This window comes from Conexibacter sp. CPCC 205762 (genome assembly GCF_030646155.1).
Classification (GTDB): Bacteria; Actinomycetota; Thermoleophilia; order Solirubrobacterales; family Solirubrobacteraceae; genus Conexibacter.
The window spans coordinates 138769-164922 of record NZ_JAUTDN010000006.1 but is presented as its reverse complement, the minus strand read 5'-3'; the positions used below and the strand labels follow the sequence as shown (position 1 = coordinate 164922).

General features: G+C 73.7%; 16 protein-coding genes. 4 read left to right on the top strand and 12 right to left on the bottom strand.

Annotated features, from left to right (window positions below):
• Window positions 1-26 precede the first annotated feature (26 nt).
• Genes map through Q7L73_RS08475 form a run of 3 tightly spaced genes read right to left on the bottom strand, consistent with a single transcriptional unit; the run spans window position 27 to window position 2771 of the window.
• Window positions 27-770, bottom strand: coding sequence for a type I methionyl aminopeptidase (gene map, locus Q7L73_RS08485; RefSeq protein WP_304694080.1), 744 nt, complete (start codon window positions 768-770; stop codon window positions 27-29).
• Window positions 771-795: 25 nt separating this feature from the next.
• Window positions 796-2211 carry a hypothetical protein gene (locus Q7L73_RS08480; RefSeq protein ID WP_304715520.1) on the bottom strand — a complete coding sequence of 472 codons (1416 nt, stop codon included), beginning with the start codon at window positions 2209-2211 and terminating at the stop codon, window positions 796-798.
• On the bottom strand, window positions 2208-2771 hold the full coding sequence (locus Q7L73_RS08475) for an RNA polymerase sigma factor (RefSeq protein WP_304696154.1): 564 nt from the start codon (window positions 2769-2771) through the stop codon (window positions 2208-2210). The genes Q7L73_RS08480 and Q7L73_RS08475 overlap by 4 nt, the downstream gene beginning before the upstream one ends.
• Before the next feature lie 120 nt (window positions 2772-2891).
• Between Q7L73_RS08475 and Q7L73_RS08470 the strand changes: the two genes are divergently transcribed.
• Both Q7L73_RS08470 and Q7L73_RS08465 read left to right on the top strand, forming a co-directional pair.
• Window positions 2892-4061, top strand: a complete 1170-nt coding sequence (locus Q7L73_RS08470) for a sensor histidine kinase (protein WP_304696155.1) — start codon at window positions 2892-2894, stop codon at window positions 4059-4061.
• Window positions 4058-4663, top strand: a complete 606-nt coding sequence (locus Q7L73_RS08465) for a response regulator transcription factor (protein WP_304696157.1) — start codon at window positions 4058-4060, stop codon at window positions 4661-4663. Before Q7L73_RS08470 ends, Q7L73_RS08465 begins: the two co-directional genes overlap by 4 nt.
• Here Q7L73_RS08465 and Q7L73_RS08460 read toward each other — a convergent pair.
• Window positions 4660-7008 carry a carboxypeptidase-like regulatory domain-containing protein gene (locus Q7L73_RS08460; RefSeq protein WP_304696159.1) on the bottom strand — a complete coding sequence of 783 codons (2349 nt, stop codon included), beginning with the start codon at window positions 7006-7008 and terminating at the stop codon, window positions 4660-4662. The two genes, Q7L73_RS08465 and Q7L73_RS08460, sit on opposite strands and share 4 nt — an antisense overlap.
• Before the next feature lie 165 nt (window positions 7009-7173).
• Here Q7L73_RS08460 and Q7L73_RS08455 point away from each other — a divergent pair, with 165 nt between their 5' ends.
• Entirely contained in the window at window positions 7174-8574 is a 1401-nt protein-coding gene (locus Q7L73_RS08455; RefSeq protein WP_304696161.1) for an FAD-binding oxidoreductase, read from the top strand.
• 46 nt (window positions 8575-8620) lie between these two features.
• On the top strand, window positions 8621-9868 hold the full coding sequence (locus Q7L73_RS08450; RefSeq protein ID WP_304696163.1) for an acyl-CoA dehydrogenase family protein: 1248 nt from the start codon (window positions 8621-8623) through the stop codon (window positions 9866-9868).
• Between the two features lie 43 nt (window positions 9869-9911).
• Here the strand turns inward: Q7L73_RS08450 and Q7L73_RS08445 are convergent, their stop codons facing one another.
• The 8 genes from Q7L73_RS08445 to Q7L73_RS08410 all read right to left on the bottom strand — a co-directional run bounded on the left by Q7L73_RS08445 (window position 9912) and on the right by Q7L73_RS08410 (window position 26057).
• Window positions 9912-10703 (bottom strand): M15 family metallopeptidase, encoded by a 792-nt coding sequence (locus tag Q7L73_RS08445; RefSeq protein ID WP_304715518.1) that lies wholly within the window; start codon window positions 10701-10703, stop codon window positions 9912-9914.
• A 68-nt stretch (window positions 10704-10771) separates the two neighbouring features.
• Window positions 10772-11539 carry a hypothetical protein gene (locus Q7L73_RS08440; RefSeq protein WP_304688450.1) on the bottom strand — a complete coding sequence of 256 codons (768 nt, stop codon included), beginning with the start codon at window positions 11537-11539 and terminating at the stop codon, window positions 10772-10774.
• A complete protein-coding gene (locus Q7L73_RS08435; protein WP_304688449.1) occupies window positions 11539-16092 on the bottom strand; it encodes a hypothetical protein in 4554 nt (1517 codons plus the stop codon). Before Q7L73_RS08435 ends, Q7L73_RS08440 begins: the two co-directional genes overlap by 1 nt.
• Window positions 16089-17753: a hypothetical protein gene (locus tag Q7L73_RS08430; protein ID WP_304688448.1), complete on the bottom strand. Its 1665-nt coding sequence runs from the start codon at window positions 17751-17753 to the stop codon at window positions 16089-16091. Before Q7L73_RS08430 ends, Q7L73_RS08435 begins: the two co-directional genes overlap by 4 nt.
• Window positions 17754-17767: 14 nt before the next feature.
• On the bottom strand, window positions 17768-19831 hold the full coding sequence (gene ftsH, locus Q7L73_RS08425; protein WP_304688447.1) for an ATP-dependent zinc metalloprotease FtsH: 2064 nt from the start codon (window positions 19829-19831) through the stop codon (window positions 17768-17770).
• A 94-nt stretch (window positions 19832-19925) separates the two neighbouring features.
• Window positions 19926-21884, bottom strand: coding sequence for a hypothetical protein (locus tag Q7L73_RS08420; protein WP_304688446.1), 1959 nt, complete (start codon window positions 21882-21884; stop codon window positions 19926-19928).
• A 139-nt stretch (window positions 21885-22023) separates the two neighbouring features.
• On the bottom strand, window positions 22024-24108 hold the full coding sequence (locus tag Q7L73_RS08415) for a hypothetical protein (RefSeq protein WP_304688445.1): 2085 nt from the start codon (window positions 24106-24108) through the stop codon (window positions 22024-22026).
• The gene (locus tag Q7L73_RS08410; protein WP_304688444.1) at window positions 24105-26057 is read right to left on the bottom strand and encodes a PKD domain-containing protein; all 1953 of its coding nucleotides are present in this window, start codon (window positions 26055-26057) and stop codon (window positions 24105-24107) included. Before Q7L73_RS08410 ends, Q7L73_RS08415 begins: the two co-directional genes overlap by 4 nt.
• Between the last annotated feature and the right edge of the window lie 97 nt (window positions 26058-26154).

Here is a 26154-nt window from a genome sequence, read left to right as displayed (position 1 = left end):
GAGCGGCCGATCGACCGGCGTTTCGCTCATGCCGTCAGCACGAGCGGCGGCTGGTCGCGGCGGATCACCATCGTGTGCTCGAAGTGCGCCGAGCGCGAGCCGTCGGCGGTGACGAGCGTCCAGCCGTCCTCCAGCTCCTCCAGCTCGGTCGAGCCGGCGGAGATCATCGGCTCGATCGTGATCACGAGGCCGTCGGTCAGCGGCTCGTCGTCGAGCGGGTCGCACCAGTTGAGCACGTCGGGCTTCTCGTGCAGTCTTCTGCCGATCCCGTGGCCGGTCAGCTCGCGGATCACGTGGAAGCCGCGCTTCTGCACCTCGGTCTCGACCGCTCTGCCGATCGCGTTGCGCGGCGCGCCCGCGACGGCCGCCTCGATCCCCTTGCGCAGCGCGGCCTGCGAGGCGGCGGCGAGGCGGGCGCTGGCCGGCTTCGGTCTGCCGACGGGGACCGTGATGCAGGCGTCGGCGTAGTAGCCGTCCAGCTCCGCGGTGACGTCGATCTTGACGATGTCGCCGTCGCGCAGCCGGCGCGCTCTCGGCACGCCGTGGACGACCTCGTCGTTGACGGAGATGCAGATCGCGCCCGGGAAGCGGTAGGTCAGCCACGGCCCCGACTGCGCGCCGTGGCGCGCGAACGTGCGCGCCGCGACGGCGTCCAGCTCGGCGGTGGTGAGGCCGGGGCGGACGGCGCGCCGGCACTCTCTCAAGGTGGCTGCGACGACGGCGCCGGCCGCTCTGAGGCCAGCGAGGTCGGCGGGGGAGTCGATCGACATCGTTCGAGTATCGCAGGGGTCATCGTCAGCCGATCGGCGCGAGCGAGCCCGCGACGCGCTCCAGCTCGCCCTGGGTGAGGTCGCCGGCGACGGTCACGACGAGGCCGCCGGCGATCGCCCAGACGTGCGGGGTCGCGCGCGGGTCGACCATCAGCTCGCCGCAGCTGCCGGCCAGCGCGCCCGTTCTGAAGCACGCTCTCTGCGGTCTGACGAGGAAGCCCTCCGGCAGCGCGACCGGATCGCTCCACTTCATCCCGTCGACCTTGCGGGTCGACACGACCAGCGTGTCGAGGCCGCGGCGGTAGGCGGTCGAGACCGCGTCCCTGGTCGGCGGGTTGAGACCCTCGGCGCCGGTCGGCGACGGGGTCGTCGCGGCGATCGCCGTCTCGGCCCGTCTGAAGCCCTGCGGCAGCCAGCCCGGCGCCAGCGGCGCGTAGCCGAAGCGCGCGCTCGCCTGCTGCAGCGTCGCCTGCGCGAAGCCGCCGTCGAGCTCTGTCGCGGGACCGCTGAGCGACGGGTCGAACTGGCGCTCCGGGAGCGGCGCGTCGATCCGCAGCCGCTGCAGCCGCCGCTCGGCCACCAGTCTGCCTCGGTAGGTCTCGCGGATCCGCAGCGGCAGGCCGGTTCCCTGGTCGATCGTCAGCTCCAGCCGGTCGCCGGTGTCGCCCGCGAGCGCGTGGACGTCCTGCTCGGCTCTGACCGCGATCCGCCACGCCGGGCGGCCGCCGTCGGTCACCTCGCGCACGGGTGCGGCGCCGGCCGCGCGCAGCGCGCGTGCGACGCCGCCGAGCTGCTGCTGGGCGCGCAGGTCGCCGAGCGGGCGGTCGGGCGGACCGGGCGCGAGCCCGCTCGTGACGGTCGCCTGGTCGCCGTTGGAGGCGTCGGCGGCCTCGCGCTCGACGCCGCGGAAGGCGTCGTAGGCGCGGTCGAAGCCGCCGCCGATCTGCATCAGCCGCTCATCGCCCGCGTCGGTGCGCAGGAGGCGGTAGCGGGTCGTTCTCAGCGGCAGGTCGGGCGACGGCCGCTCGGTCACCACCAGCACCGCCTGCAGCGTCTCGATCCGCGCGAGCGCGTCGCCGACGCGGGCGCCCAGCTCGGCCGCCGTCACCGGCGCGGCGCCGAGGCCGCCGGGTGCTCTGCCGCCGTCGTTGGGCGTCAGCAGCAGGAAGGCGGCGACGAGCACGGCGAGCGCGGTCGCGAGGCCGCCGCCGAGCGCGAGCCGCGGGATGCGGACGCGGCGGCGGGGGGCGTCCGCGACGGCGGCGCGGCGGCGGCGCGGGCGGGCGGCGCCGGGCGCGGAGTCGGCGTCGGCGTCGGCGGCGGGTTCCTCCTGTTCCAGCCGCGCGCGCAGGTTCGCGGCGAAGTCGGGGCCGTGCTCGGGCACGTCGAGCCCGCGCAGCGCGGCGCCGAGCCGCTCGTCGCGCTCCTCCTCGCGCGTCATGAGGGCACCTCGCCGTAGCCGGCCAGCGCCGGCCGCAGCGCGGCGCGGGCGCGGTTGAGGCGGGAGGCGACGGTGCCGGCGGGGACGCCGAGCACCTCACCGGCCTCGTCGTAGGACATCCCCTCGGCGTCGACCAGCAGCACGACGGAGCGGAGGTCGGGCGGGATCGCGTCGAGCGCGGCGGCGAGGTCGAGGTGGGCGGCGGCGGCGCGGTCGGGGCCGGGCGCGCCGGCGGCGACGTCGCGCGCCTCGTCGAGCACGGTGTCGCCGCGGCGGCGCGCGCCGCGGCGCAGCTCGTCGTTGCAGGCGTTGGCGACGATCCGGTAGAGCCACGTGCCGAAGGCCGCGTCGCCGGCGAATCTGGGGAGTGAGCGGTACGCCTTCACATACGCCTCCTGGAGCGCGTCGTCCATCGCACCGCGGTCGCCGAGCATCCGGAAGGCCAGTCGCCGCAGCTGCCTGTCATGCGGTTCGATCAGCGTCTCGAACGCCGCTGGGTCGCCGGCCTGGGCGCGCTGGAGCAGGCGCCGGTCGGCGGGCGTCGTCGGTGTTCGGGTCATCTGCGGGAGTTGGACGGCGGCGGCGTGCGGATCCTTCGCCGATCCGTGACAGATGTCATGGACAGGTCCGGACGGCCGCCACTTCCGCGCGCGGAAGCTGCTGCGTACTGTGGTTCGATCATGGCAGTGAGACCAATGCCCCTGTCGGCCAGAGGCGGACCGTTCCACGACGCGCAGGACACGCCGCGCAGACATCTGATCGGCGTGCTGCTGGGGATGGCGTGGCTCGCGATCCCGCTGATCGACACCGCCACCAGCAGCCAGTCGGCGTGGAGAGTCGCGCTGACGGTCGTCCTCTTCCCGACCGCGATGGTCGCCTACGTCGGCAACATCGGCGGCGTCGCCGGCTGCCGGCAGCGCAACCGCCTCTACGCCGGGATCGCCGTGATGGTCGCCTGCGGGGTCGTGCTGACGATCGTCGTCTCGCCGGCGTGGGCGATCCTCTTCACCTACTGCTCGGTGCTGACGGGCATCCACCTGCCGCCGCAGCAGGCCGGTCCGCTGCTGTTCGTCTTCGTCGCGCTGGCGATCGGGCTCAACCTCCACGAGGGCGCCTCCGACGCCTTCTCGTGGGGCGTCAGCGCGCTCGGCGTCGGCGCGCTGATGCTCGCGCTCGGGCGGCTGATCGCCGCCAACATAGAGCTGGCGAGCGCGCACGAGCGGATCGAGCAGCTCGCGATCGAGGCCGAGCGCGAGCGGTTCGCGCGCGACCTCCACGACCTGCTCGGCCACAGCCTCTCGGTGATCACGCTGAAGGCGGAGCTGGCCGGCCGCCTGCTGCCCGACCGGCCCGGCGAGGCCAAGCGCCACGTCGGCGAGCTGGAGCGGGTCGCGCGCGACGCGCTCGGCGAGGTGCGCGAGACCGTCAGCGGCTACCGCAGACCGACGCTCGCCGGCGAGCTGGCGGGCGCGCGGATGGCGCTCGACGCAGCCGGGATCGAGCTGCGGCTGGAGCGCGGCGAGGCGGAGCTGCCGGCCGCGGTCGAGACGCTGCTGGCGTGGACGGTGCGCGAGGCGACGACGAACGTGATCCGCCACAGCGGCGCGCGCCATTGCGAGATCGAGATCGCGCCCGCGGGCGCGAACGGCAGCCGCGTCGCGCGAGCTCAGATATCGGACGACGGGCGCGGCGTCGCCGGCAACGGCGGAGGGCCGGGAGGCCCGGGGAACGGGCTCGACGGGCTGCGCGAGCGGGCCGCGCAGCTCGACGGCGAGATCGACGCCGCGGCGCTGCCGGAGGGCGGCTTCCGCCTGGCCGTGTCGGTGCCGCTGAAGGGCGCGGCGCGATGATCCGCGTGCTGCTGGCGGAGGACCAGGCGATGGTCCGCGGCGCGCTTGCGAGCCTGCTCGGGCTCGAGCACGACATCGTCGTCGTGAGCGAGGTCGGGCGCGGCGACGAGGTCGTCGCGGCCGCCGCGACGACCGGCCCCGACGTCGCGCTGCTCGACATCGAGATGCCGGGGATGACCGGCCTCGACGCCGCCGCGGCGCTCCACTCGGCGCTGCCGGACTGCCGCGTCGTGATCCTGACGACCTTCGGCCGCCCCGGCTACCTGCGCCGCGCGATGGAGGAGGGCGCCGCCGGTTTCATGCTCAAGGACGCGCCCGCGAGCGAGCTGGCGGCGGCGATCCGCCGCGTCGTCTCCGGCGAGCGGATCGTCGACCCCGGCCTCGCCGCCGCCGCGCTGAGCGCTGGCGAGAACCCGCTCACCGCGCGCGAGCGGGAGGTGCTCGCGGCGGCCCGCACGGAGGGCACGATCGCCGAGCTGGCAGGCGCGCTCCACCTCTCCCCCGGCACCGTCCGCAACCACCTCTCGGCGATCATCGGCAAGCTCGGCGCCGGCAGCCGGATCGAGGCGATCCGCAGAGCCGAGGAGCGCGGCTGGCTCTAGCGGCGCGTGCCGCGCCCTCTCGTTCTGCGCGCGGCTCTTCTCGGCGCGGGCGCCGATCGCCGCGGGCGCTGTCTCGCCCGTGTGTGGCCGCGCCGGTGCGGCGCTCTCGATCTTCTTCTCGCTCTCGCTTTCGCCTTCGCGCGTCTGGCCTGCTGCTGCTGCCGCGCCGGGGCCGGCGGTACGGCGGCCGGCGGGGTGCCGACGGGCGGGACGGCGGCCGGCGGCGGGATCACCGGCGCGGCGGCGGGCGGCTCAGCGGCGGGCGGCTCCTCCACCCGCGGCTCCTCGGCGGGCGGCTCCTCGGCAGGCGGCGCGGCCGACGGGTCCGGTCTCAGCAGCTGAACGGCGACCGTCTCGTCAGCGGCGAACGCCGGCAGCGCCGGTCTCTGCGCGAGGTAGGTCGTTCCGGCCGGGCCGGTGACGGTGATCCCTCTCGAGCCGAGGTAGCGGACGCTCCCTGCGAAGACCGGGAAGACGGCCGTGCCGGAGGCGTCGGTCGTCAGATTGCGTTCGGACGTCCAGCCGGTTGCCAGGAGGCCGCCGCCGAGATCGAGTCCGGCCGCCCGCAGCAGCACGAGGTTGACGTTCGCGCCCGCGAGCGGTCTGCCGCCGTCGCCGGTCACCTCGACGCTCAGCCGGACCGGTCTCGGCAGTCTCAACGTCAGCGTCGTGTCGTCGTCGAAGACGGCCGCGGTCGCGTCGAAGCGGCCGCCGGCGACGAACAGCTGGAAGCCCGCCGTCCCGGCCGGCACGTCGAGCGCGAAGCTGCCGTCGGCGAGCGTCGTCGTCTCGAAGCCGCCGGGGACGAGGAATCTCGCGTCGGCGACGGGATCGCCGTCGGGGTCGAAGACCGTGCCGTCGACGTGGACGAGGTCGCGCGGCACGACGACCGTCGTCGTACCGCCGACGGCGGTGACCGTGAACTCCTGCTCCGAGCCGTAGCCAAGGCCGGCCGGCGGCACGACGAGCCCGGGCGTCCCCGGATCCGCGGTCATGCCGGCGTAGGTGTCGACCGTGATCTCGCCGTTCGCGTTCGTCGTCCGCAGTCTGTTGAGCGGGACCGTCAGCGTGCCGGGCATCGTGCTCGGCCCCCAAACGACCTCGAAGACGGGCGGTGTCACGCTCGCGCCGACGACCGGGTCGCCGTTGTCGTCGACGACGCGGATCGTGCTCGGCGTCACCGCCGGCAGTCTCAGCGTCTCCTCGTGGGCGCCGGCGAACGGATATGCATCCGAGGTGAAGATCCACGGCGCGGGGTTCCCGAGCGTCTTCGGTCTGATCGTGAGGTCGTGAGCGCCCTCCGACCGTCTCACCCCGACGTCGCTGCCGTAGACCCAGCCGCCCTCGTCGCTCCAGGCGCCGCCGTCGATCGGCTGGCCGTCCGCGTCGCGTATGTGCAGGCTCAGCGAGCCGAATCTCGTCAGCCGCAGCGTCGCCACCGTCGGGCCGTCGATCGAGCCCGGCTGGACGCCGCCTTGCCAGTAGAAGGTGTCGCTGTCCGGGACGGCGAGGACCACGTCGCTCAGGAAGCCGGTCCCATGCAACAGCACCTGGCCGCTGAACTCGCCGTTCGCGTCGGTCACGCCCTCGCGCAGCTCGTTGGAGAAGGTGCCGGTGAAGCCGCTGCCGACGGGCGCGTCGACGCGCAGCTCCGGCAGCTGCGCCGGGACGCCCGCCAGCGGGCTGTCGCCGTTGCCGAGCACGCGCGCGGTCAGCGTCGTCATCGGCGGCACGCTGATCGTCAGCTCGCGCTGCTCTCCGGCCGTGGCACCGCCGTCGACGTCGACCTTCCAGCTAGTGGCGGCCGGACCACCGGACAGCTCCAGCCAGCGGTCGCCGCTGCCCGCCACCGCGAGCGAGAAGCGGCCGCTGGCGTCGCTGACGGTCGAGGGCGCGCCGGAGCGGTAGAGGAAGCCGACGGTGACGCCCGCGACGGGGAGCCCGCCGGCGTCGGCGACGGTCCCGAAGACGCGGCCCCAGCCGGTCGGGACGAGCGTCGTGTCGAGCTGCGCCGCGCCGCTGACCGCGACGCCTCTGCGCGCGACCGGCTCACGGCCGGCAGCGGTGACGGCGACGTCGTAGTCGCCGGCGGGCAGCGTCAGCAGGTAGCCGCCGAGCGGGTCGCTCGTCGTCGTCGCGACCGCGGTGCCGCTGCTCGCGTCAGCGGCGGTGATGGTCGCGCCCGCGAGCGCGACCGGTCTCTCGCCACCGTTCTGCTTCGTGACGATGCCGCCGAGCGTCGCCGCCCGTGCCCCGGCGCTCGCGAGCGCCGGCAGCAGCAGCGCGAGCAGCAGCGGCAGCAGCAGGCGCAGCGGCCCGCGCGACCGCTCCTGGAGTGGTCCCATCGCTCCCCATTTCCTCGTGGTCACGGGCGAGCCTAGGGACCGGCGCGCCGAGCAGCGAGCATGCCACATGTATAGGTGGACTAACGCAGTCGATCGCTGTGCCCGGGGCGGGCTCTGGGGTGTTCCCCGATGCCGGCGGCCATCGGCAACCGTACGGTGACCGCCATGACAACCGCCTCACCCACTCCCGACGCGACAGCGGTGCACGAGCTGCGGGGTCAGCTCGAGGGCACGCTCGCGACGCCGGCCGACGCCGGCTACGACGCGCTCCGCGCGAGCTGGAACCTGACCTTCGAGCAGCGGCCGGCGCTGGTCGTCGAGGCGGCCGACGGCGACGACGTCGTCGCGGCGCTCGGCTTCGCGCACGAGCAGCAGCTGCCGGTCGCGGTCCAGTCGACCGGCCACGGCACCGGCGTCGCCTGCGACGGCGGGCTGCTGCTGCGGACCGGGCGGCTGACGCAGGTCGAGGTCGACCCGGTGCTGCGGATCGCGCGGATCGGCGCCGGCGCCAGATGGACCGACGTGCTGCCGCTGACGGCCGCGCACGGGCTGGCGCCGCTGCTCGGCTTCAACCCGCACGTCGGCGTCGTCGGCTACACGCTCGGCGGCGGGCTCGGCTGGCTCGCGCGCAGACACGGCCTCGCCGTCGACAGCGTGCGCGCGCTCGACGTCGTGCTGCCCGACGCGACCCACCTGCGCGTCACGGCGGCGGCCGAGCCGGACCTCTTCTGGGCGCTGCGCGGCGGCGCCTCCGCCTTCGGCGTCGTCGTCGCGCTGGAGCTGGAGCTGATCGAGACGCCGGAGCTGTTCGGCGGGATGGTGCTGTACCCGGGCGCGCGCGCCGCCGAGGCGATCGCCGCCTACGCCGACTGGGCCGCGACCGCGCCGGAGGAGGTCACCAGCTCGGTCGCCGTCGTCCGCTTCCCGCCGCTGCCGGAGGTGCCGGAGCCGCTGCGCGGCCTCACCGCCGTCTCGATCGCCGCCTGCGTGCAGCGCGACGCGGCCGCGGCGGAGGCGCTGCTGGCGCCGCTGCGGACGCTCGGCGCGCCACTCGCCGGCAGCTTCCGCCCGCTGCTGCCCGAGGACCTCGGCACGATCGCGATGGATCCGGTCGACCCGATGCCGGCCGCCGGCCACGCCGAGGTCGTCGCGACGCTGACGCCGGAGCTGCAGGCGCTGCTGGCGGAGACCGCGGAGGGCGAGCGGCCGCTCGTGATCGCCGAGCTGCGCCACCTCGGCGGCGCGCTCGCGCGGGCGGGCGCCGACGCCGGGCCGATCCCGCGCCCCGCCGGCGAGTTCCTCTTCCACGCCGAGACGGTCGTCCCGCCCGGCCCGGCCGGCGCCGCCGCGCATGCGGAGCTGGCGCGACTTGCGCAGGCGCTCGCGCCGCACGTCGCCGGCCCGCCGCTGCCGAGCTTCCTCGGCGAGCTGGAGACCGGGCCGGAGCGGCTGGAGCAGGCATTCCCGGCCGCGACGCGCGCGCGGCTGGGGCGGCTGAAGGCGAGATACGACCCTGACGAGCGCTTCCGCTTCGGCCGCCCGGTCCCGCGCGGCTGGGCCGGCTGACCGCAACCGGCGAGCGGGCGCGGGCTCAACGGTACGCTGGCGTCTCATGGAAGCCATCACGGAACCCGAGGAGACGGCCGAGGCCGCCTTCTCGCTCGAGCTGACGCAGGATCAGAAGGACGTGCGCGACTGGGTGCACGGCTTCGCCGAGAACGTCGTGCGCCCCGCCGCCTCCGAGTGGGACGAGCGCGAGGAGACGCCCTGGCCGATCATCCAGGAGGCCGCGAAGATCGGCCTCTACGGCTTCGAGGGCCTGGCGCAGTTCTTCGCCGACCCGACCGGCCTGTCGCTGCCGATCGTCAACGAGGAGCTGTTCTGGGGCGACGCCGGCATCGGCATGGCGATCATGGGCTCCGGCCTCGCCGCCGCCGGCATCTTCGCCAACGGCACCGGCGAGCAGATCGGCGAGTGGATCCCCCAGTGCTTCGGCACCGCCGACGATCCCAAGATCGCCTGCTTCTGCGTCTCGGAGCCCGACGCCGGCTCCGACGTCTCGGCCCTGCGCACGCGCGCCAAGTACGACGAGGCGACCGACACCTGGGTGCTCAACGGCCAGAAGGCGTGGGCGACCAACGGCGGCATCGCCAACGTCCACGTGATCGTCGCCTCGGTCGACCCGGAGCTGGGCTCGCGCGGCCAGGCGTCGTTCATCATCCCGCCGAACACGCCCGGCCTCGTGATGGGCACGAAGCTGAAGAAGCACGGCCTGCGCGCCTCGCACACAGCCGACGTCTTCCTCGACGACTGCCGCGTCCCGGGCTCCTGCCTGCTCGGCGGCAAGGAGAAGCTCGACCAGAAGCTCGCGCGCGCCCGCGAGGGCAGAAAGTCGCGCGGGCAGGCGGCGATGGCGACCTTCGAGGCGTCGCGGCCGACCGTCGGCGCGCAGGCGCTCGGGATCGCGCGCGCCGCCTACGAGTACGCGCTCGACTACGCCAGAGAGCGCAGACAGTTTGGCCGCGCGATCATCGAGAACCAGGCGATCGCGTTCGCGCTCGCCGACATGAAGCTCGAGATCGACGCTGCGCGCCTGCTCGTCTGGCGCGCCTCGTGGATGGGCCGCAACCAGATCCCGTTCAGAAACGCCGAGGGGTCGATGTCGAAGCTGAAGGCCGGCGAGGTGGCGGTCTGGGTCACCGAGCGGGCGATCCAGATCCTCGGCGGCAACGGCTACACGCGCGAGTTCCCGGTCGAGCGGATGCACCGCGACTCGAAGATCTACACGATCTTCGAGGGCACCTCTGAGATCCAGCGGCTGGTGATCGCACGCGCGATCTCCGGCGTCCAGATCAGATAACCCTCAGCCTCAGGTCGAGCCTGAGAGATGATGGTGGGATCGCCTATTGCACCGGCGATCTCACCGTCAGCAGCTGGTCGAGCGTACGACCGCTGCTGGCGACCTCGCGCGCCAGCGTCACGCCGACCCAGCGCAGGTGCCACGGCTCCCATTCGTAGCCGGTGAGGCGCTCGCGACCGCGCGGGTAGCGCACGACGAAGCCGTGCTCGGGCGCGTGCGCGGCGAGCCAGCGGGCGGCGTGCGTGGCGCCGAAGCAGCGGCTCGCGGCGCAGCGGCCGTCGGCGCCCGAGACGTCTATCGCGAGCCCCGTCTGGTGCTCGCTGTGGCCGGCGCGGGCGCTGACGCGGTCGGCGTTCTCCGCCCCGCGCTCGCTCGCGTAGCCGGCGAACAGGTCGCGCTGCGAGACGTAGGAGCGGTAGGCCGAGACGCCCGCGAGCGGCACGCCGTCGCGGCGGGCGGCGGCGAACAGCCGCTCCAGCGCGCGCGCCGCGGGGCGCCGCAGGCTGCGGCGCTCCTCCGGCACGCCGCCGAGGAAGGCGACGCGCGGCACGACGAGGTCGCGCGGGCGATAGCCGGCCGGCAGGCCGTGGCGCTTGTCGACGAGCAGGTCGGCGCCGGCGCGGGCCGCGCCGGCGAGCGCCGTGTCGCGCTGCCGCGCGCGGGCGGCGGCCGGCGTCGCCGCCGGCTGCGGGAAGGGCGCCGGCGTCAGCGCCGCGGGCAGCTGCGCGGCGCTCGCCAGCCTGGCGCCGGCGGCATGCTGCTCGTGCCCACGGGTCGTCGCCGCGACGAGCACGGACGCGAGCAGCAGTGGGACGAGCAGACGGACGAGACGCATGACGGGAGCCCGTGCGCGGCGGCAACAGAGCGCGGGCGTCTCATCAGACTAGCGAGGCGTGCGGCGCGTCAGCCGATCTCTCTCGACTCGGCGCCCTCGACCTTCGCGTAGGCGCAGCGGAAGCTCTCCGGGGCGCTGACCGGCTTGCTGCCGGCGAAGCCGCCCTTGTCCTTGTTGTCGTAGACGGTCACGTACTGGAGCGTCTCCGGCAGCGGGTTGGCGGGCAGCGTGACCGGGTCGGGCTCGCCCGTCTTCGGGTCGCCCTTGGAGCCGTCGGTGACGCCCTGCGAGCCGGCCGAGGAGGCGCCGGCGGCGGTCGTGATCAGCGTCGAGGACATCTCGCGGCGGTCCTTCATGCCGTCGGACGCGTCGAGGTCGATCGTCGCCGTCAGACGGCTGTCGTCGATCGTCGAGGCGAGCTTGACGCGCGGCGCGGCGCCGACCAGCTGCGCCGCCGTCGGCAGCCAGCCGCCGAGGTCGACGCACTTCTGCGTCGCGAACAGGTAGTCGTTTTTGCCGACCTCGTCGTCCTGCAGCGGGTAGAGCGCCGACGACAGGCACCAGGTGCCGAGGTCGACGGTGTCGGGCGCGCAGCTGCCCTTCAGCGACTCGGCCGTGGCGCCGTCGGCGCCGAGCCGGTCGGCGCGCTTGGCGCGCGGCGCGGTCGGCAGGTATCTGGCGGGGATCTTGCCCTTCACCAGCGTGACCGTGGTGGCCTTTCTGGCCTTCTTCGGCTTGCTCTTCTGCGCGAGCGCCGGCACCGTCACCGCCAGCACGAGCGCCAGCAGCGCCACGAAGAGGGCGGCGAAGCCGGCACTTCTGTTCAGTCGTTCCATCATCGGCGCCTCCTCATGGGGCTCTGTCGTTGGTCGGCGCGGGCACGTGCGCGCGCGGTCGCCGTCAGCGGCGCGACGCGGCGCGGCCCGTTGCGGTCACGCCGCCGGACGCCGAGCGTCAGCGCCGTGCCGGCAAAGGCCGCCAGCATCGCGACGCCCAGCAGCGCGGGCGCGAGCGGGACGTGCTCGTCCGGGTCGTAGCGCGCGAACGCCTGCGACGACTCGGGCGCGACCTCTTCCTCTCTCTTCTCCTCGTACACGCGGATCGTCGCGCCGCCGGGCGGCGTCGGCGAGGTGAACGAGGTCGTCGGCGGCGGCGGCGAGACGCCGACGATCGGCCGCTGCGTCGGCGGCTGCAACGGCACCTCGCCGGGGATCAGCGGCGGCGGCACGAACGGGATCGCGGCCGGTCTCGGTCTCGGCGCTCTCGGCGTCGCTCTGACGACCGGCGGCGGGATCTGCGCGGGGACGATCGGCGGCGGGGGCGGCGGCGCCGGCGACGGGCTCGCGTTCACGACCGGCGTCGGCGCCAGCGACGGCGGCGGCGTCGTGTTCTCGCTCGGCGCCGTCTCTCTTCTGAAGCGGGCCGGGTCGAGCGGACGCGTGCCGCAGGGCTGCTGGACCGAGCCGGTCTGCACTGTCACGACCTGCGAGTACGACATCCCGCCCGCGCTGACCGTCAGCGTCGCTCTGCCCGGGTTGAAGGCGCACAGCAGGCCGGAGCGGGAGTCCGTCACGGTCTTGCCGTCTCTCGTCTGCAGCGGCTTGCGCAGGTTCGACGTGTTCGGGTCGACCGCGACGAAGTCGGCGATGTCCGGGTCCGAGCTGGTGAATCTGTAGTCGGGCGTGACGCGCGTGCCGCAGTTGGCCTGCTGGCAGAGCGCCGCCGGGAAGGCGATGTACGGGTCCGAGCCAGTCGGGTTCGGGGAGCCGTCGGAGGCCGAGATCGGCCCCCAGCGGTCGCCGCCGAGCGGGCGCCGGCCGAGCCCCTGGAACAGCGCCGGTCTCGAGCGCCGCAGCAGCGTGCCGTCGACCGCGGCCAGCGACAGCCGCTTGATCAGCGGCTCCATCCGCACCGTGACCGGCGCGCGGTTGGTCGTCTGGTCGCGTCTGGCGACGTCGACCGTCATCAGCAGGTAGCCGCTGTCGCCGAAGAGCGCGTCGGCCTGGTCCTGCCCGACGGCGTTGGCGATCGGCGAGCGGTAGCCGAGCGTGCCCGTGCCGTAGGCCGGGATCGTCGTCGTCCCGCCGGCCGGGATCTGCGAGACGCGCTGCTCCTCCGGCCGCTCGTAGAGGTAGGCGCTGGCGCCCTCGTCGACGAGCAGCTTCGCGATCGCGTCGCCGTCGGCGGCGACGTTGCTGGACGGCACGAAGCGGGTGTTGAGGTCGCGGCTGCCGACGACGATCGCGGGGATCCCCTGCGATCTGGCGTCGCGCAGCGTCGTCCACAGCCACTGCTCCTGCGCTTCGAGCGGCACCTGGTACGGATCGGAGGCGGCGAGCGAGCCGCGCGAGTTGTCGATCACGATCACGCGCACGAGGCCGTTGCCGCCGCTGGAGTCGAAGGCGTAGTGGGTGCGGGTCCCGAGCGAGCTGTCGCTGCTGCCGACCGGCAGCACGCCGGCCGGCTTGGCGGCCGTGCCGAACGGCGCCGGCAGCGCCGCGTAGGCCGCGCGGAAGCCGCCGACCGTGTCGCCGAGCGAGTCGGCCGCCGAGACGGTGCCGAAGACCGGCAGCGACGCCTGCGACAGCATCCCCGCCAGCCGCGTCGAGTCGGCGGCCGGCGTCTGCGTCGTCGAGGTCGTCGGCAGGCGGCCGCCGGTGTACAGCAGCGCGCGCGGGCTGCCGGCCTGGCCGGCCATCGGCCGCAGCGCGTCGAGCAGCGCGCTGACGGCGCGGTCGGGGCCGAGGCCGCCGCCCGCGAGCAGCGCGCACGGCCCGTCGCAGGTCGCGTGGCCGGCGACCGCGAAGGTGACGCCGGTCGGGTCGAGCGCGACCGCGGCGTCGCCGCTCGACGGCGCCGCCGCCGGGGTGCCGTCGCGCGAGTAGCGCTCGATCGCGACCGTCTGCGTGCGGTCGCGGACGGTCGCGCCGATGCCGCTGGCGGAGGTGCCGCGGCCGGCGTTGTCGGAGTAGCCCGACCAGCCGCCGACGGCCCAGCCGTCGCCGCTGGCGGGATCGAGCGCGAAGGCGGCGATCGGATCGGCCTTCTCCGGCTTGTCGTTGCTGACGCCGGCGTAGGCGGCGCGCTGCTCGTCGCGCCAGCCGCTGTCGGTCTCGCGCAGCACGTAGCCGTCACCGGCGAGCTGGAACGGCGGCAGCAGCGGATCGGGCACGTCCGGGTCGGGCGGCGGCAGGATCGTCGGCGGCGGCCACTCGTTGTCGGGCACGACCGAGACGATCGCTCTGACGCTGTTGCCGACGCGCAGCGGCGCGACGGCGACGACCGAGGAGCTCGGCAGCGGCGCCGCGGCGGGGCGCCAGCCGCCGCCGGCCGTGTCGCGCGCGAAGACGACGCCCGCGCCGGCGACGACGGCGCCGCCGTCGGGCAGCGCGCCGACGGTGACCAGCCGCGCTCTCGCCGCGGCCTGCGCCAGCAGCGCGTGGAGGCTCGTGTCGACGCGCCAGCCGCGGCCGTCGCCGTCGTTGAGCAGCAGGTCGCCGTCGGCGACGACGAGCGCCTGCCGGCCGGCGAACGCGACGGCCGTCAGGTCGGCTCTCTCGAAGCCGGCCGGCAGCGTCTCCTGCGTCCACGTCTTGCCGTAGGCGAGCAGCACGCCGTCACGGCCGACGGCGTAGCCGCGCTGCGGATCGGCCGGGTCGAAGGCGACGCCCATCAGGTTGCCGTCGAAGGCGATCGGGGCGGCTGCGTCTCTCTCCCACAGGCCGGTCTCGCTGCGCCACAGCCACATCGCGCCGAGGTCGCCGACGGCGTACGCGCGCCCGGCCTCGGGCCAGGCGATGCCGCGCAGCGTCGCGGCGTTGACGGCGCCGGTCGAGGTCAGCAGGTACTCGCGCTGCCAGCCGGTCGCCTGCGCGTAGCGGGCGACGGCGCCGCCTGCGCCGACGGCGAGCGCGCCGCTGGCGAGCGAGCCGCGCGCTCCGCCCGGCTGTGTCGCGATCGCCAGCAGCGGCGAGCGCAGCGACACCGGCCAGTCGGCCAAGCGCGCCGGTCGCGGGGCGTCGGTCACCTGCACCGGGCCTTCGATCCAGCCTCTGTCGGGCGTCGCGAAGCCGCCGCTGGCGGCGTAGTTGCCGCCGGCGCCGGCGTTGCGCGCAAACGCTCTGCCGTCGAAGCTCTCCCAGCTGCCCGCGTTGGTCGTGTCGTCGCCGTCGGGCGTGAGCGGGTTGGTGATCACGCGGCGGCCATAGCCGTCGCCCGCGAACGCGAACGAGCGGTAGCCGGCGCGGCGGCCGAATCTGAACTCCAGCGGCGTGTCGCAGAGCGCGGCGCCGTCGGTGCCGGTCGCGTCGCACCAGCTGCCGATCACTCTTCTGGCGCTCTTGCCGTAGCGCAGCGTGAAGTCACGCTGGAGGCCGCCGGACAGTCTCATCGAGCCGTCGATCCAGACGCCGTCGACGGCCGCGGTCAGCGGCTGCTGCGCCTCGCCGTCGAGCGGCGCGACCTGCTCGATCCCTTCGGCTGTCGTCGTCGCGACGGAGAAGCGGGCAGCGGCGGTGCCGAGGTCCTGCGGGACCCAGCGGACGCCTCTGGCGTCGTCGACGCGTGCGAACAGGAGGATCCCGTCGCCGCGGTCGGCCTCGGTGCGGGCGAGCATCCAGGCGTCGTCGGCGCCGCTGGCGGCGAGCGCGACGACTCTGAAGCTGACCGGCGCCGGCGTCGTCGGCAGCTCGATCGGCTCGCGCGTCCAGGCGCTGCCGTCCCAGTGTGCGATGCCGCTCTCGACGGCCGCGCCGACGAGCGGCAGGAAGACGCCGGTGCGCGGCGCGGCGCCGCCGAGCTCGTCGTAGGCGGCGATCGGGACGGTGCCGGAGCCCTCGTCGCGCGCGATCGTCTCGTCGGGCTGGGCGAGGCCGTCGGGCAGTGCGGGCAGCGGTCTGAAGCGGCCGCCGGCGGCGCTGTCGGCGACGCCGTCGCGCACGAGCACGACCGCCTGTCTGCCGCTGTCGCGGCTGCTGTCGCGACCGACCAGCACGCCGCCGCCGCGGGCGGTCACGCGCGCGGTCGCGACGTTCGGCTGCGGGCCGCGGTAGGGCGCGCCGTTCTCGTCGACCGGGGTCTGCACCGGCGACCAGACGCCGCTGTCGTCGGTCGCGCGGCCGAAGACGAGCTGCGGCGCCGGCGCGGCGGCGTTGGTGACCTGGCCGAAGCCGAGCAGGCCGCTGCCGTCGAGCAGCGGCGGCGTGCCGAGCGGCAGCAGGCGGAAGGCCCACGTCTCGCCGGGCGCTCCCTCGCTGGCGGCGCCCATGATCGTCGTCTGACGGTCGGCGAAGCCGAGCACCGGCTGCGCCTCGTTGGCGAGCGCGCGGGCGGGGGTCGCCACGGCCGCGAGCGCAAGCGCGGCCATGGCGAGGCGGCTGATGCGGCTCATCTCGCTCTGCTCTCTATCGTGCGGAATCTCAGTCTGTCAGGCCACTTCTTGCGCGACAGCTGCAAGACGAGCGTGTGGCGGCCGGGTCTCAGGACGCGCAGCTTCGTGCGCGCCGCGAGCTTGCGCTTGTGGTAGGCCTGCAGCTGGACTCTGGCCTTGCGGCGGAGCGTGAACGAGAGGTGCAGACGCAGTCTCTTGTCGACTCTCGGTCTGCTGATCTTCGTCATCAGCGCCGGGATTCTCTGCGTTCTCGTGACCGGCGGACCGGGCTCGGGCTCCGGCTCGACGGCCGGCGGCGCGAACAGCTGCGAGTCGTCGACCGGCGGCAGGTCCGGGATCGACTGCGCGATCGCCTCGTTGGGCCGGTAGCCGATCACGGTCGAGAAGGCCGGCGAGGTGTCGCGCGCGTGCGCGTGCCCGTCGGTGAAGTGGAACAGCCAGCCGGCGTTCGTGATCATCCAGCCCTCGTCGGCGCTGGTGAACTCGATTCTGGCGGCCGAGCCGCGGCCGGCGCCGCCGGCGGGAAGCCGCTGAACGCTCGTCGTGCCGTCGGCCTGCAGCAGCGCGACGCGCGCACGGGCGGTCGTCGAGACGCGGTCGCGGAAGGCCTGGACGGCGACCCACGCGGAGCCGCCGCCGGGCAGCGCGGCGACGTCGGTGAAGCGGTCCTGGTCGCCGAACTGGCTCTCGTCGATCTGCACGGAGCTGTACCAGTTGCCGTCCTTGCGCGCGGCCAGCGGCGGCCGCGGGACGATCCCCTCCTCCGGCGCGGACGGGCCGGAGGAGGCGCCGCCGCCGACGAACCAGGGCGCGCCACCGGCCGCGTCGGCGGCGAGCAGCTCGGTGCCGTCGAGCGGCACGCCGACGCGCGCGCCGCCGCCGAACAGCTCGTTGTGGAAGCCGGCGCCGTCGATCGTGTGGATCAGATACGGGAAGGCCTCTTCCTCGGCGAGCGTGACTCTGCTCGTGCGGTCCTCGCGCTGGATGCCGACGTAGGTCGTCTCCCAGTAGCGGCCGTCGGCGAAGATCAGGTCGCTGACGCCACGCCCCTGCGGCGCGTAGGTCGAGGTCAGCGTCTCGCCGTTCCAGCGCAGGTGGTAGGCGCCGACCCGCTGGCCGGAGGGGTCCTGTGCTCCGACGCCGGCGAACCAGCAGTCGTTCGGCCCGTTGCAGGCGGCCGCCGTCATCGCCCGGAACGGATCGGGGCTCTCGGGAGCGGTCGAGTAGGAGGCGATCACCTGGCCGTCGCGGAAGCGGCAGAGGCCGAGGCCGCCGCCGCTGCGCGGGAGGCTCGGGGTCGTCACGACCCAGAACTCGGTCGCGCTCGCCCACGCGATGCGGGTCGTGTCGGCGGGGCCGCCGCAGACGGTCGACAGCTGTCTCCACTCGACGCCGTCGTAGCTGTAGAGGCCGCGCGCGACGACCGCGTTGCCCTCGATCGCCAGCAGGCAGCGCGTCGCCGACCAGCAGGAGAGGTCGCCGGGGCGGCCGAGCGGAACCTTGTATGGCGAGCCGGCCGGCGGCGCCGGCTGCTCCAGCCGCCAGCTCGACTCAGCCGCCGCGGGCGCTGCCGCGACAGCGCCGAGCGAGACCGCCGCCAGCAGCCCGAGCGCGAGTTCCCGCAGCGGCGCGGCCGACGTCCGCCGACGGGGAACTCGCATGGCGCAGCCCTTCATCAGCGGGAGGAACGCTCGCGCTCGAGCAGCTGCGGGAACTCCTCGGGATCGACGTTCGTGACAGTCGAGAGGACGGCCTCGAGCGCGACGCCCGAGAGCGTCTCGTGCTCGAGCAGCGCCTGCGCGGTCTCGTGGACGGCGGAGACGTTCTCGCGCAGGATCGCGCGCGCGACCAGCTCCGCGTCCTTGACGAGCCGCTCGACGGCGAGGTCGATCATGTCGAGCGTTCTGGGGCCGACCGAGCCCAGCTCCTGCAGCGAGGCGCCGAGGAAGACCTCGCCGGCCTTCTCGCCGATCGTCACCGGGCCGAGCTCCTCGGACATGCCGAAGCTCGTCACCATCGAGCGCGCCAGCGAGGTCGCCTCGTGGAGGTCGTCGTGGACGCCCGTCGAGAGGTGGCCGAACTCCAGCCGCTCGCCGGCCGCGCCCGCGAGGATCGCGACCAGCTGCATGACGAGGTCGGGCTCCTCCATGATCGTCTGATCACGGTCGGTGAGCATGTGCGCGGCGGTGCCGAGCGTGCGGCCGCGGGCGACGATCGAGACCTTGCGCGCAGTCGCGCCGGTGCCCATCGACTCGGTCACGACCGCGTGCGAGGACTCGTGGATCGAGATGATCCAGCGCTCGCGCTCGGTCAGCAGATGCTTCTTGGCGGGGCCGGCGACGACGCGGTCGATCGACTCCTCCAGCAGCTTCTGCGTGATCTCGCGCTGTCCGGCGCGGACCGTCAGCAGGGCGGCCTCGTTGACGACGTTGGCCAGCTCGGCGCCGGAGAAGCCGGGCGTCAGGCGGGCGATCTCGTCGAGGTCGGTGTCGGGGCCCATCGGGCGCTTGCCGCCATGCAGCTTGAGGATCTCCGCGCGGCCGTGGATGTCGGGCGTGTCGACGGTGATCTGGCGGTCGAAGCGGCCGGGGCGCAGCAGCGCCGGGTCGAGGATGTCGGGGCGGTTGGTGGCGCCCATCACGACCAAGCCGCCGTCACCGCTGAAGCCGTCCATCTCGACCAGCAGCTGGTTGAGCGTCTGCTCGCGCTCGTCGTTGCCCTGGCCGATGCCAGCGCCGCGCTTGCGGCCGGCGGCGTCGAACTCGTCGATGAAGATGATCGCCGGCGACATTCTGCGCGCCTTCGCGAACAGGTCGCGCACACGGGCGGCGCCGACGCCGACGAGCGACTCGACGAAGTCCGAGCCCGACAGCGAGAAGAAGGCGGCGTTCGCCTCACCCGCGACGGCCTTCGCAAGCAGCGTCTTGCCGGTGCCGGGAGGACCGACCAGCAGCACGCCCTTCGGCGCCGCGGCGCCCAGCTCCAGGTATCTGGAGGGGTCGTCGAGGTAGTCGCGGATCTCGGCCAGCTCGGCGACCGCCTCGGGCACGCCGGCGAGGTCGGCGAACGTGACCTTGTGGGCGGTGCCCTTGCCCTTCTTCTTGCCTCTGCCGGTGAAGTTGGAGAAGGAGGCGATGCCGCCGGCGCCGCCGTCCTGGCCGATCCGCATGAACAGCGCGAAGAGGCAGACGAGCAGCAGGATCGGCAGCAGGAACTGGACGACGATCGCCAGCTGCGCCTTGCCCGGCTGCTGCTTGACGGCGACGACCGCGCCGCCTCTCTCGAGCGTCGTCGAGATCAGCTGCGTCTGGGCGCCGGAGCTGGGGTACGCGGACCAGAACTCGGAGCCGTCTCTGGTCAGGACCTGGACGCGGTTGTCCTGGTCCAGCAGCGTCGCCTCCGTGATCGTTCTCGCTCTCGCGAGCGTGAAGATCTGGCTCAGCGGGACGCCGGTGCCGCTGCTGGAGGGCTTGGTCGCTCCGAGCAGCGTGAAGAAGAGGATGACGATCGCGACGGCCGCGATCATCAGACCGAGCGCGAACAGGTCTCTCAGCAGGAATCTCAGCACGCGCGCGGAGCCATCGCGCAGCGCTACCGCGACGGGATTTCTGCGCTCGGCGAGACCGGAGCGCACTCTCGCTCTCGGAAGTCCGTCGGCGCGGGTTGCGCGTCTGGTGCCCAGCGGACGCTCGCCGTCGGGCTGGGGGTCCTGCTTGGGGGCCTGTTGATCGTCGGTCACGCGGTCCTGCACTTGTGGGTGTGGGAATGGAAGAAGGCCGGCCCCGCCGCGACTGCGGCGAGGCCGGCCTGCCTTTACAGCTCCGCCGGGCGTCTTAGCGCTTGGCGGCCTTTCTCTTGGCGGGCTTCTTGGCCGCTCTGACCGTGACGTTCTTCGTCACCGTCTTGGCCGTGCCACCCGTCGGGGTGTAGGTGAAGGCGACCTTCACCGTGATCTTCTTGCTCTTGGCTCTCGCGAGCGCCTTCTTGGCGGCCGACGACAGCTTGATTCTCAGCGTGACTCTGCCGGCGCCTCTGACGGAGCCGGTGGCCGAGCCAGCGTTGACGTTCTTCTTGCCGACCTTCGTCGTCGCGGTCGCCTTCAGCGCGCCCGCGCCCGGCAGCTGCACCGTGAAGGTGAGCAGCGTCGGAGCGGTCTTGCTCGACGGGATCGAGAACGAGTTGCTGACCGGGGCCGGAGCCGGCGGGTTGACGACCGGCGGGTTGACGACCGGCGGGTTGACAACCGGCGGGTTCTCTCTCGGCGGGTCGACGACGGTCGTCGACTTGTTCCAGTTGATCGCGTCGACGCCGGTGCGCGCCCACGTCTGCGTCTGCGTCGGCAGCGCCGAGTAGTCCGAGGTCAGCAGGAACGTCTGGCCGGCGTCGGAGACGATCAGCGAGAGGTAGTCCTTGACGGTGCGGGCCTTGGCCTCTTCGTCAGCGGTGTTGCCGTAGACCGGGGCGTTGTCGTCCCACGCCAGCGCGTAGGTCACGACGCAGGCCGGGTAGGCGTCGCCGCCGGCGGCGTAGGCGTTGGACCAGTCGCCGAGGGTCGGGTCGGCGCTGGCGGCCGGGCCGGCGCTGATCGGCGCGGTGGCGCAGGCGGCGCCCTTGTCGCCACCGGCGACGTGCGACGTCGCGAAGACCGTCGGCTCGGCGTAGCTGCCGGCTCTCGAGCCGCTCATGACCTCGAGCGGCGACCAGTAGGTGTAGTCCTTCGCGGCCTCAGAGGCAGCCGGCGTGACCTCGAAGCCGTTGCTGCGGGCGGTCGCGAGGTCGACGTAGCCGATCGAGCCGTCGGTCGAGGCGACCAGTCTCGCCAGCGCACCGCCGCCTCTGGCGGTCGGCGAGCAGAGACGGTCGGTGCCGGTGCAGTCGGTGCCGGTCGCGGCAGCGACGACGGTGCCGACGCCCGAGCCGCCAGCGGCGGGCCATCTCGTGTTGGTGGCGCCGTAGACGTCGCCCGTCCATCTGCGCGACGGGGCGATCAGGTTCAGGTACGCCTTCCAGCCGTACGTCGTGCCGGACGAGTCCTGACGCACGATGCGGCGGACCGGGACGTTGGCGCAGCTGGCGACGCCGACGTTCGTCTGGTCGCCGGACGGGATGCCCGTCGGGGTGCCGCTGATGCTCGGGACGATCTGGCCCCACGTCGCGGCGCTCGAGTCACCGCCGAAGGCGGCCTCGATCAGTCTGTTGGTGACGCGCACGCGCTGCGTGAAGTTGTCGGCTCTGTCGCCGGTCGTCGCGCCGTTGTAGGCACCGTCGGCGGCGTTGGTCTTGTTCGTGACGGCCGAGATGCTGCAGCCCTCGGGGACGTGCAGGATGAACGCCGAGGCGCCCGTCGCGATCGGGATCGTGTGGACGACGCCGTCGTCCGCCGTGTTCGCGGTCGGACCGTCGTTCATCAGCTTGACCTGCGCCGGCGTCGGCGCCTCGTCAGCAGCCGCGAACGAGACCGTGGCGAGACGCTCGCCCGCTCTGAGGCTGAGGTCGCCGCCGCCCGCGCCCATCGCCGCGCGGCCGTCGCCGGAGCCCGTCGAGGTGTACGTCGGCCCCGTCGGGCTGCCGTTGCAGCCGTTCGAGGTCTCGAAGAAGGTCTTGAATCTCGAGTGCAGGGTGTTCTGGAACGAAGCACCTCGGCCGACGACGCCGCTGGCGCCCTGGCATCTGTTGAGGGAGAACGCCGCCTGCGCGTCCTGGGCGGCCAGTGCACCAGCGCCGAGGGCGGCGACTGCGGTGCCCGCGAGGAGCGTCCGGCGCAGCACGTGTGCCGCTTCAGGTGTTGCCATGAGAAGGGTGGTCCTTTCGCGTCGAAACGATGCCGTAGAGGCGAAGTGACTCTCACCTGCACGAACCGCGCTCGCCAGGGTCCTTCACAGGATTCCTAACGTCGGTTCACAGGTTGATGTCACTCTGTTCACGCCTCGTTCACCGGGAACGAGTCGACCCTCTCTTCTGAGCTCTCTTCGAGCCCTTGCTCTTGGACGCGGCCGTTCTTCTGGGCACACGGAACGTCCCCGACACCGTCACTCTGCGGGCTCTCTCACCCTTCGTCGCCGGCGTCAGCGTCACCGTGACACGGACCGGCAGCGGTCTCCCTGAACGCACCCGCGAGCGGTCCCTGCCTCTCAACGACAGCACGAATCTGACCGTCGCCGGTCTGCTCGCGCTGCCGCGCACGGAGGAGACCTGGCGCGCCTTGACCGCTCTTCTGGCCGCTCTTCTGCCGCGTCTCGGCGTCGCCTTGACGGCGATCGTTCTGGCGATCGCTCTGACCGCGCCGGCGACCGGAGCGGTCACGCGCAGCACCAGCGCGCCGTCTCTGCGCGAGGTCGCGCGCGCGCCGAACTGCGCATCGCCGTCGAGGTCGACGTCGACCGGGTCGTCGCCGAGGCCGACCGGCGGCGGCGCCGTCAGCTGGTCGTCGGTCTCGGTGACGGCGAAGGCGTCCGGCTGCTGGTTGGCGTCGCCGTAGATGAGGTTGCCGGCGCGCGTGAGGAAGATGACGGTGCGGCCGTCGGCCGACAGCGCGAAGCTGGGGTCGACGCTGCCGTCGATCTCACCGCCGCCGGGCATCAGCGGACGGCGGATGCGGCCGCCCGCGCCGAGGTCGAAGACGTACAGCTCGTTGGCGGTCGGCGGCGAGGTGCGCGCCGGGCTGACGAGCGTCGGCGCCGGCGGCAGGAACTCGCGCCGCGCCGTCACGAGCGCGAGGCGTCTCGCGTCGGCCGACAGCGAGAGCGACTGCACGTCGCCGTTGGCGCGCGCGTTGTTGGCGGTCGTGCCCTTCGTGACGACGGTCGTCGCCGCCTTGCGCGAGAGGCCGGGGCGCATCGACGTGATGAAGACGTCGAGGTAGCCGTCGTCGGCGGCCGCGGGGCGGGCGCCGGCTGCGGTCAGGTAGGCGACCGTCCAGCCGTCGGCGCTGAGCGCCGGGGCGCGGCCGGAGATGTCGCCGAAGCTGCCCTCGGCGTCGGTCAGCGGCCCATAGCAGGGGCCGGTCGCGACCGGGTTGAAGCTGATGCCGCCGCCGGGCGGGCAGGCGCTGTCGTCGGGATCGGCAAGGCCGGTGATGCGGCGCGTGCTCGCGCCGGCGTCGTCCCAGCGGCGCCACAGGTAGTAGCGCTGCGTCATGTCGAGCGACTCGCCCGTCAGCATCGGCGTCTGCTGCGGACCGTCCTCGCCGACCCATGCGACCGTGCTGCCGTCGCGGCTCATCACGACCGGCGGCAGCGCGCCGCCGGCGCTGCCGCTGCCGTCGAGTCTGACGCTGACGGCGACGGTGCGCTGCTGCTGTATGTCGCGCACGAAGACGCTGCCGCCGGGGGCATCGGTCGTCTGCAGCGCGGGCAGGTCGGAGGCGAGCTCGGTCGTGCGGAAGGCGACGAAGCGGCCGTCGGCGCTGAGCGACTGGCCGGCGAAGACGCTCGCGCCGGGGTCGCCGCTGGCGACCGGCTCAGGGCCGGCGGCGTAATGGGCCGGCTCGTCGCCGCCGTCGCGTGCCGACACGAGCGTGTAGGCGCCGCCGCCGGCGCGGTCGGCGCTCAGCGGCACCGACATGTCGCGCCGGTAGACGTCGATGTTGGTGTTGTCGTCCTGCGGCACGAGCTGCTGCGCCGTCGCGAAGACGACGAAGCGGCCGTCGTCGCTGACCGACGGATCGGTCGCACCGCGCAGCAGCGTGTCGCCGCTGTCGTCGTCGAGCAGGTCGCCGTCGGCGACGAGCGCGATCGCGCCGGTCGTGCGGTCGAAGCGGAAGATCCCGCCGCGGCGCATCGTGCCCGGGGCGTCGGCGTCGTCGTCGGCGAAGAAGTTCGTCGCGCGCGTCTGGAAGACGACCCAGCGGCCGTCGGCGGAGACGTCGACCGCGGTCGTCGGGCCGTCGGCCTGCTCGAGCCGGCCGTTGTCGACCGAGACGAGCTGCGGGTCGCTCCAGGCGGCGTTCGCGGCGGCCGGCAGCGCGCCGGCGACGACGCCGGCCCCGGCGAGCGCGATCAGCACGGCGCGTCTCATCTCACGACCACCTTCTTGACGACGGTTCTGCGGTTGCCGACCTTGTCTCTGGTCGTGACCCTGATCGCATAGCGACCGGCTCTTCTGTAGCGGTGGGTCGCTCTGCGGCCCTTGCCGCGTCTGCCGTCGCCCCAGGCGATCGCGACGCTCGCGACGCCGGAGCTCTCCGACTTGACGCCGTCGCTGACCGTCACCCGGACCGCGCGCCGTCCGCGTCTGCCGATCTGCGCGGCGGGCGCGGTGCGATCGATTCTGAGGCGGCGCACGAGGCTGGTCGTGGTCTGCTGAGCGGCGTCGGTCGCGATCACCGAGATCTCGTGGTTGCCGTCGCCGATCACGGCCGTTCTGACCGTGCGGCTGAGCGTCGTCATCCCGGTCGCGACGTCCTCGCCGTCGATCTGCAGCGCGTAGGTGACGCCGCCCGAGGAGCTGCGCGCGCGATCCCACGAGACGTTGACGGTCTTCGCCCGCGTCCAGCCGGAGCCCGGGTAGACGAGGAAGTCGACCGGCGGCGCGTCGATCGACGCGGCGACGACCTGCTTGCCGTCCTCTCTGCCCTGCAGGAAGCCGGCGAGCGCGCCGCCGTAGGAGGAGCCCTCGAAGCGCAGCGTGCTGACGGCGCCGCCTCTGGCGCCCGAGACGATGCGGGTGAAGGGCGTGCCGTCGGCGCGGCGCTCGAACAGGCCGACGCCGGCGGTGCCGCCCTGGTCGACCGTCCAGGCGGCTGCGAGCGACCCCTCGGTGCCGCGCTCGACGAGCGGGTTCGGCGCGCTCCGCGGCGAGCCGTCGTCGAGTCGCGACGGGGTGCCGACGGTCGTCTCGTCGCCGGGCACGTCGAGCGCCTGCGCGTCGAGCGAGATGCCGGCGTCGAAGCCGCCCGCGTCGTCGACGGCGACGTCGATCGTGCCGAGCCCGGCAGCCGGGCCGTCGGCGCCGCCGCCGTCGACCGGTCTGAAGCCGAGGAAGCTGCCGGCGCCTTCGACCAGCGTCGACGGAAGCATGTTCACGAGCGCGCGCGAGCGGGTCCAGGCGCTCTGCGCCTCACCCAGCTGCCGCATCCCGACGATCGTCTCCCCGAACGGCGCGACCGCGAGCGAGATCTGGTCGACGCCGTTGCGCAGCGGCTTGCCGTCGACCGTCGTCGGGCTCGCCGGCAGCACGTTGCCGAGGACCGCGCCGAAGACGCGGCGCGCGTAGGCGCGCGGCACCAGCTCGTCGTCGGGCTCGATCCAGGCGACGACCGCGTTGCCGTTGCCGTCGCTGCGGATCTGCGGGCCGTTGTTCGCGGTCGGCGCGACCTGCGGCTGGCTCTGGATGCGGTCGACCGGCTGGCCGAGCTGCGACCAGAAGGAGCCGGAGTAGCGCTGCACGCGGATGTCGGCGTCGACGGTGCCGGGCGGCAGCGTCGGGCTCTGGCGCAGATAGACGACGCGGTAGGTGAGGTAGGCGACGCCGCCCGGCCCCATCGACAGCGACGGGTAGGCGTCAAGGCCCTCGCGCACGTCGAGGTCGATCGCGATCGGCGCCTGGAAGCTGGAGGCGCCCGGGTCGAGCGAGGCCGAGTACATGCGGTTCTGGACGCCGCCGCCGTACTGCTGGATCCAGGTGACGACGAGGCGGCCGCCGTTGCCGGCGCCGATCGCCGGCCACGAGGAGTCGAACTTCTGCCCGACGTCGACGCGCTGCGGCGCCTGCCATCTCAAGTTGACGTAGCGGCTGACGAAGATGTGGGTGCGCCCGTCGACGCGCTTGCGGTAGACGATGCCGCCGGTGCCGTCCTGGGCGATCGCGACGCCGTCGACGCCCATCACGTCGGCGGACGGGCCGTCGATCGTGGTGGCGGCGGAGATCGTCGCGTGGGCGGGCTGCGCGGCGACGCCGACGAGTCCGCAGGCGAGCAGCGAGGAGAGGACGGGCGCCGGCAGGCGGCGAAGAGCGAACGGGCGCACGAAAGCGCAGGATGAGGCGTCCCCTCCCCGATTCGGTGAAGAAGTTGATAACACGATCGTGAAGAAGTTGAGAACGTCAAACGTGCGTTCACGAGTC

Bases quoted from the DNA above. Each gene is read 5' to 3' on its own strand.
- map (WP_304694080.1), bottom strand. From the start codon at position 770: ATGTCGATCGACTCCCCCGCCGACCTCGCTGGCCTCAGAGCGGCCGGC.
- Q7L73_RS08480 (WP_304715520.1), bottom strand. From the start codon at position 2,211: ATGACGCGCGAGGAGGAGCGCGACGAGCGGCTCGGCGCCGCGCTGCGC.
- Q7L73_RS08475 (WP_304696154.1), bottom strand. From the start codon at position 2,771: ATGACCCGAACACCGACGACGCCCGCCGACCGGCGCCTGCTCCAGCGC.
- Q7L73_RS08470 (WP_304696155.1), top strand. From the start codon at position 2,892: ATGGCAGTGAGACCAATGCCCCTGTCGGCCAGAGGCGGACCGTTCCAC.
- Q7L73_RS08465 (WP_304696157.1), top strand. From the start codon at position 4,058: ATGATCCGCGTGCTGCTGGCGGAGGACCAGGCGATGGTCCGCGGCGCG.
- Q7L73_RS08460 (WP_304696159.1), bottom strand. From the start codon at position 7,008: ATGGGACCACTCCAGGAGCGGTCGCGCGGGCCGCTGCGCCTGCTGCTG.
- Q7L73_RS08455 (WP_304696161.1), top strand. From the start codon at position 7,174: ATGACAACCGCCTCACCCACTCCCGACGCGACAGCGGTGCACGAGCTG.
- Q7L73_RS08450 (WP_304696163.1), top strand. From the start codon at position 8,621: ATGGAAGCCATCACGGAACCCGAGGAGACGGCCGAGGCCGCCTTCTCG.
- Q7L73_RS08445 (WP_304715518.1), bottom strand. From the start codon at position 10,703: ATGCGTCTCGTCCGTCTGCTCGTCCCACTGCTGCTCGCGTCCGTGCTC.
- Q7L73_RS08440 (WP_304688450.1), bottom strand. From the start codon at position 11,539: ATGGAACGACTGAACAGAAGTGCCGGCTTCGCCGCCCTCTTCGTGGCG.
- Q7L73_RS08435 (WP_304688449.1), bottom strand. From the start codon at position 16,092: ATGAGCCGCATCAGCCGCCTCGCCATGGCCGCGCTTGCGCTCGCGGCC.
- Q7L73_RS08430 (WP_304688448.1), bottom strand. From the start codon at position 17,753: ATGCGAGTTCCCCGTCGGCGGACGTCGGCCGCGCCGCTGCGGGAACTC.
- Q7L73_RS08420 (WP_304688446.1), bottom strand. From the start codon at position 21,884: ATGGCAACACCTGAAGCGGCACACGTGCTGCGCCGGACGCTCCTCGCG.
- Q7L73_RS08415 (WP_304688445.1), bottom strand. From the start codon at position 24,108: ATGAGACGCGCCGTGCTGATCGCGCTCGCCGGGGCCGGCGTCGTCGCC.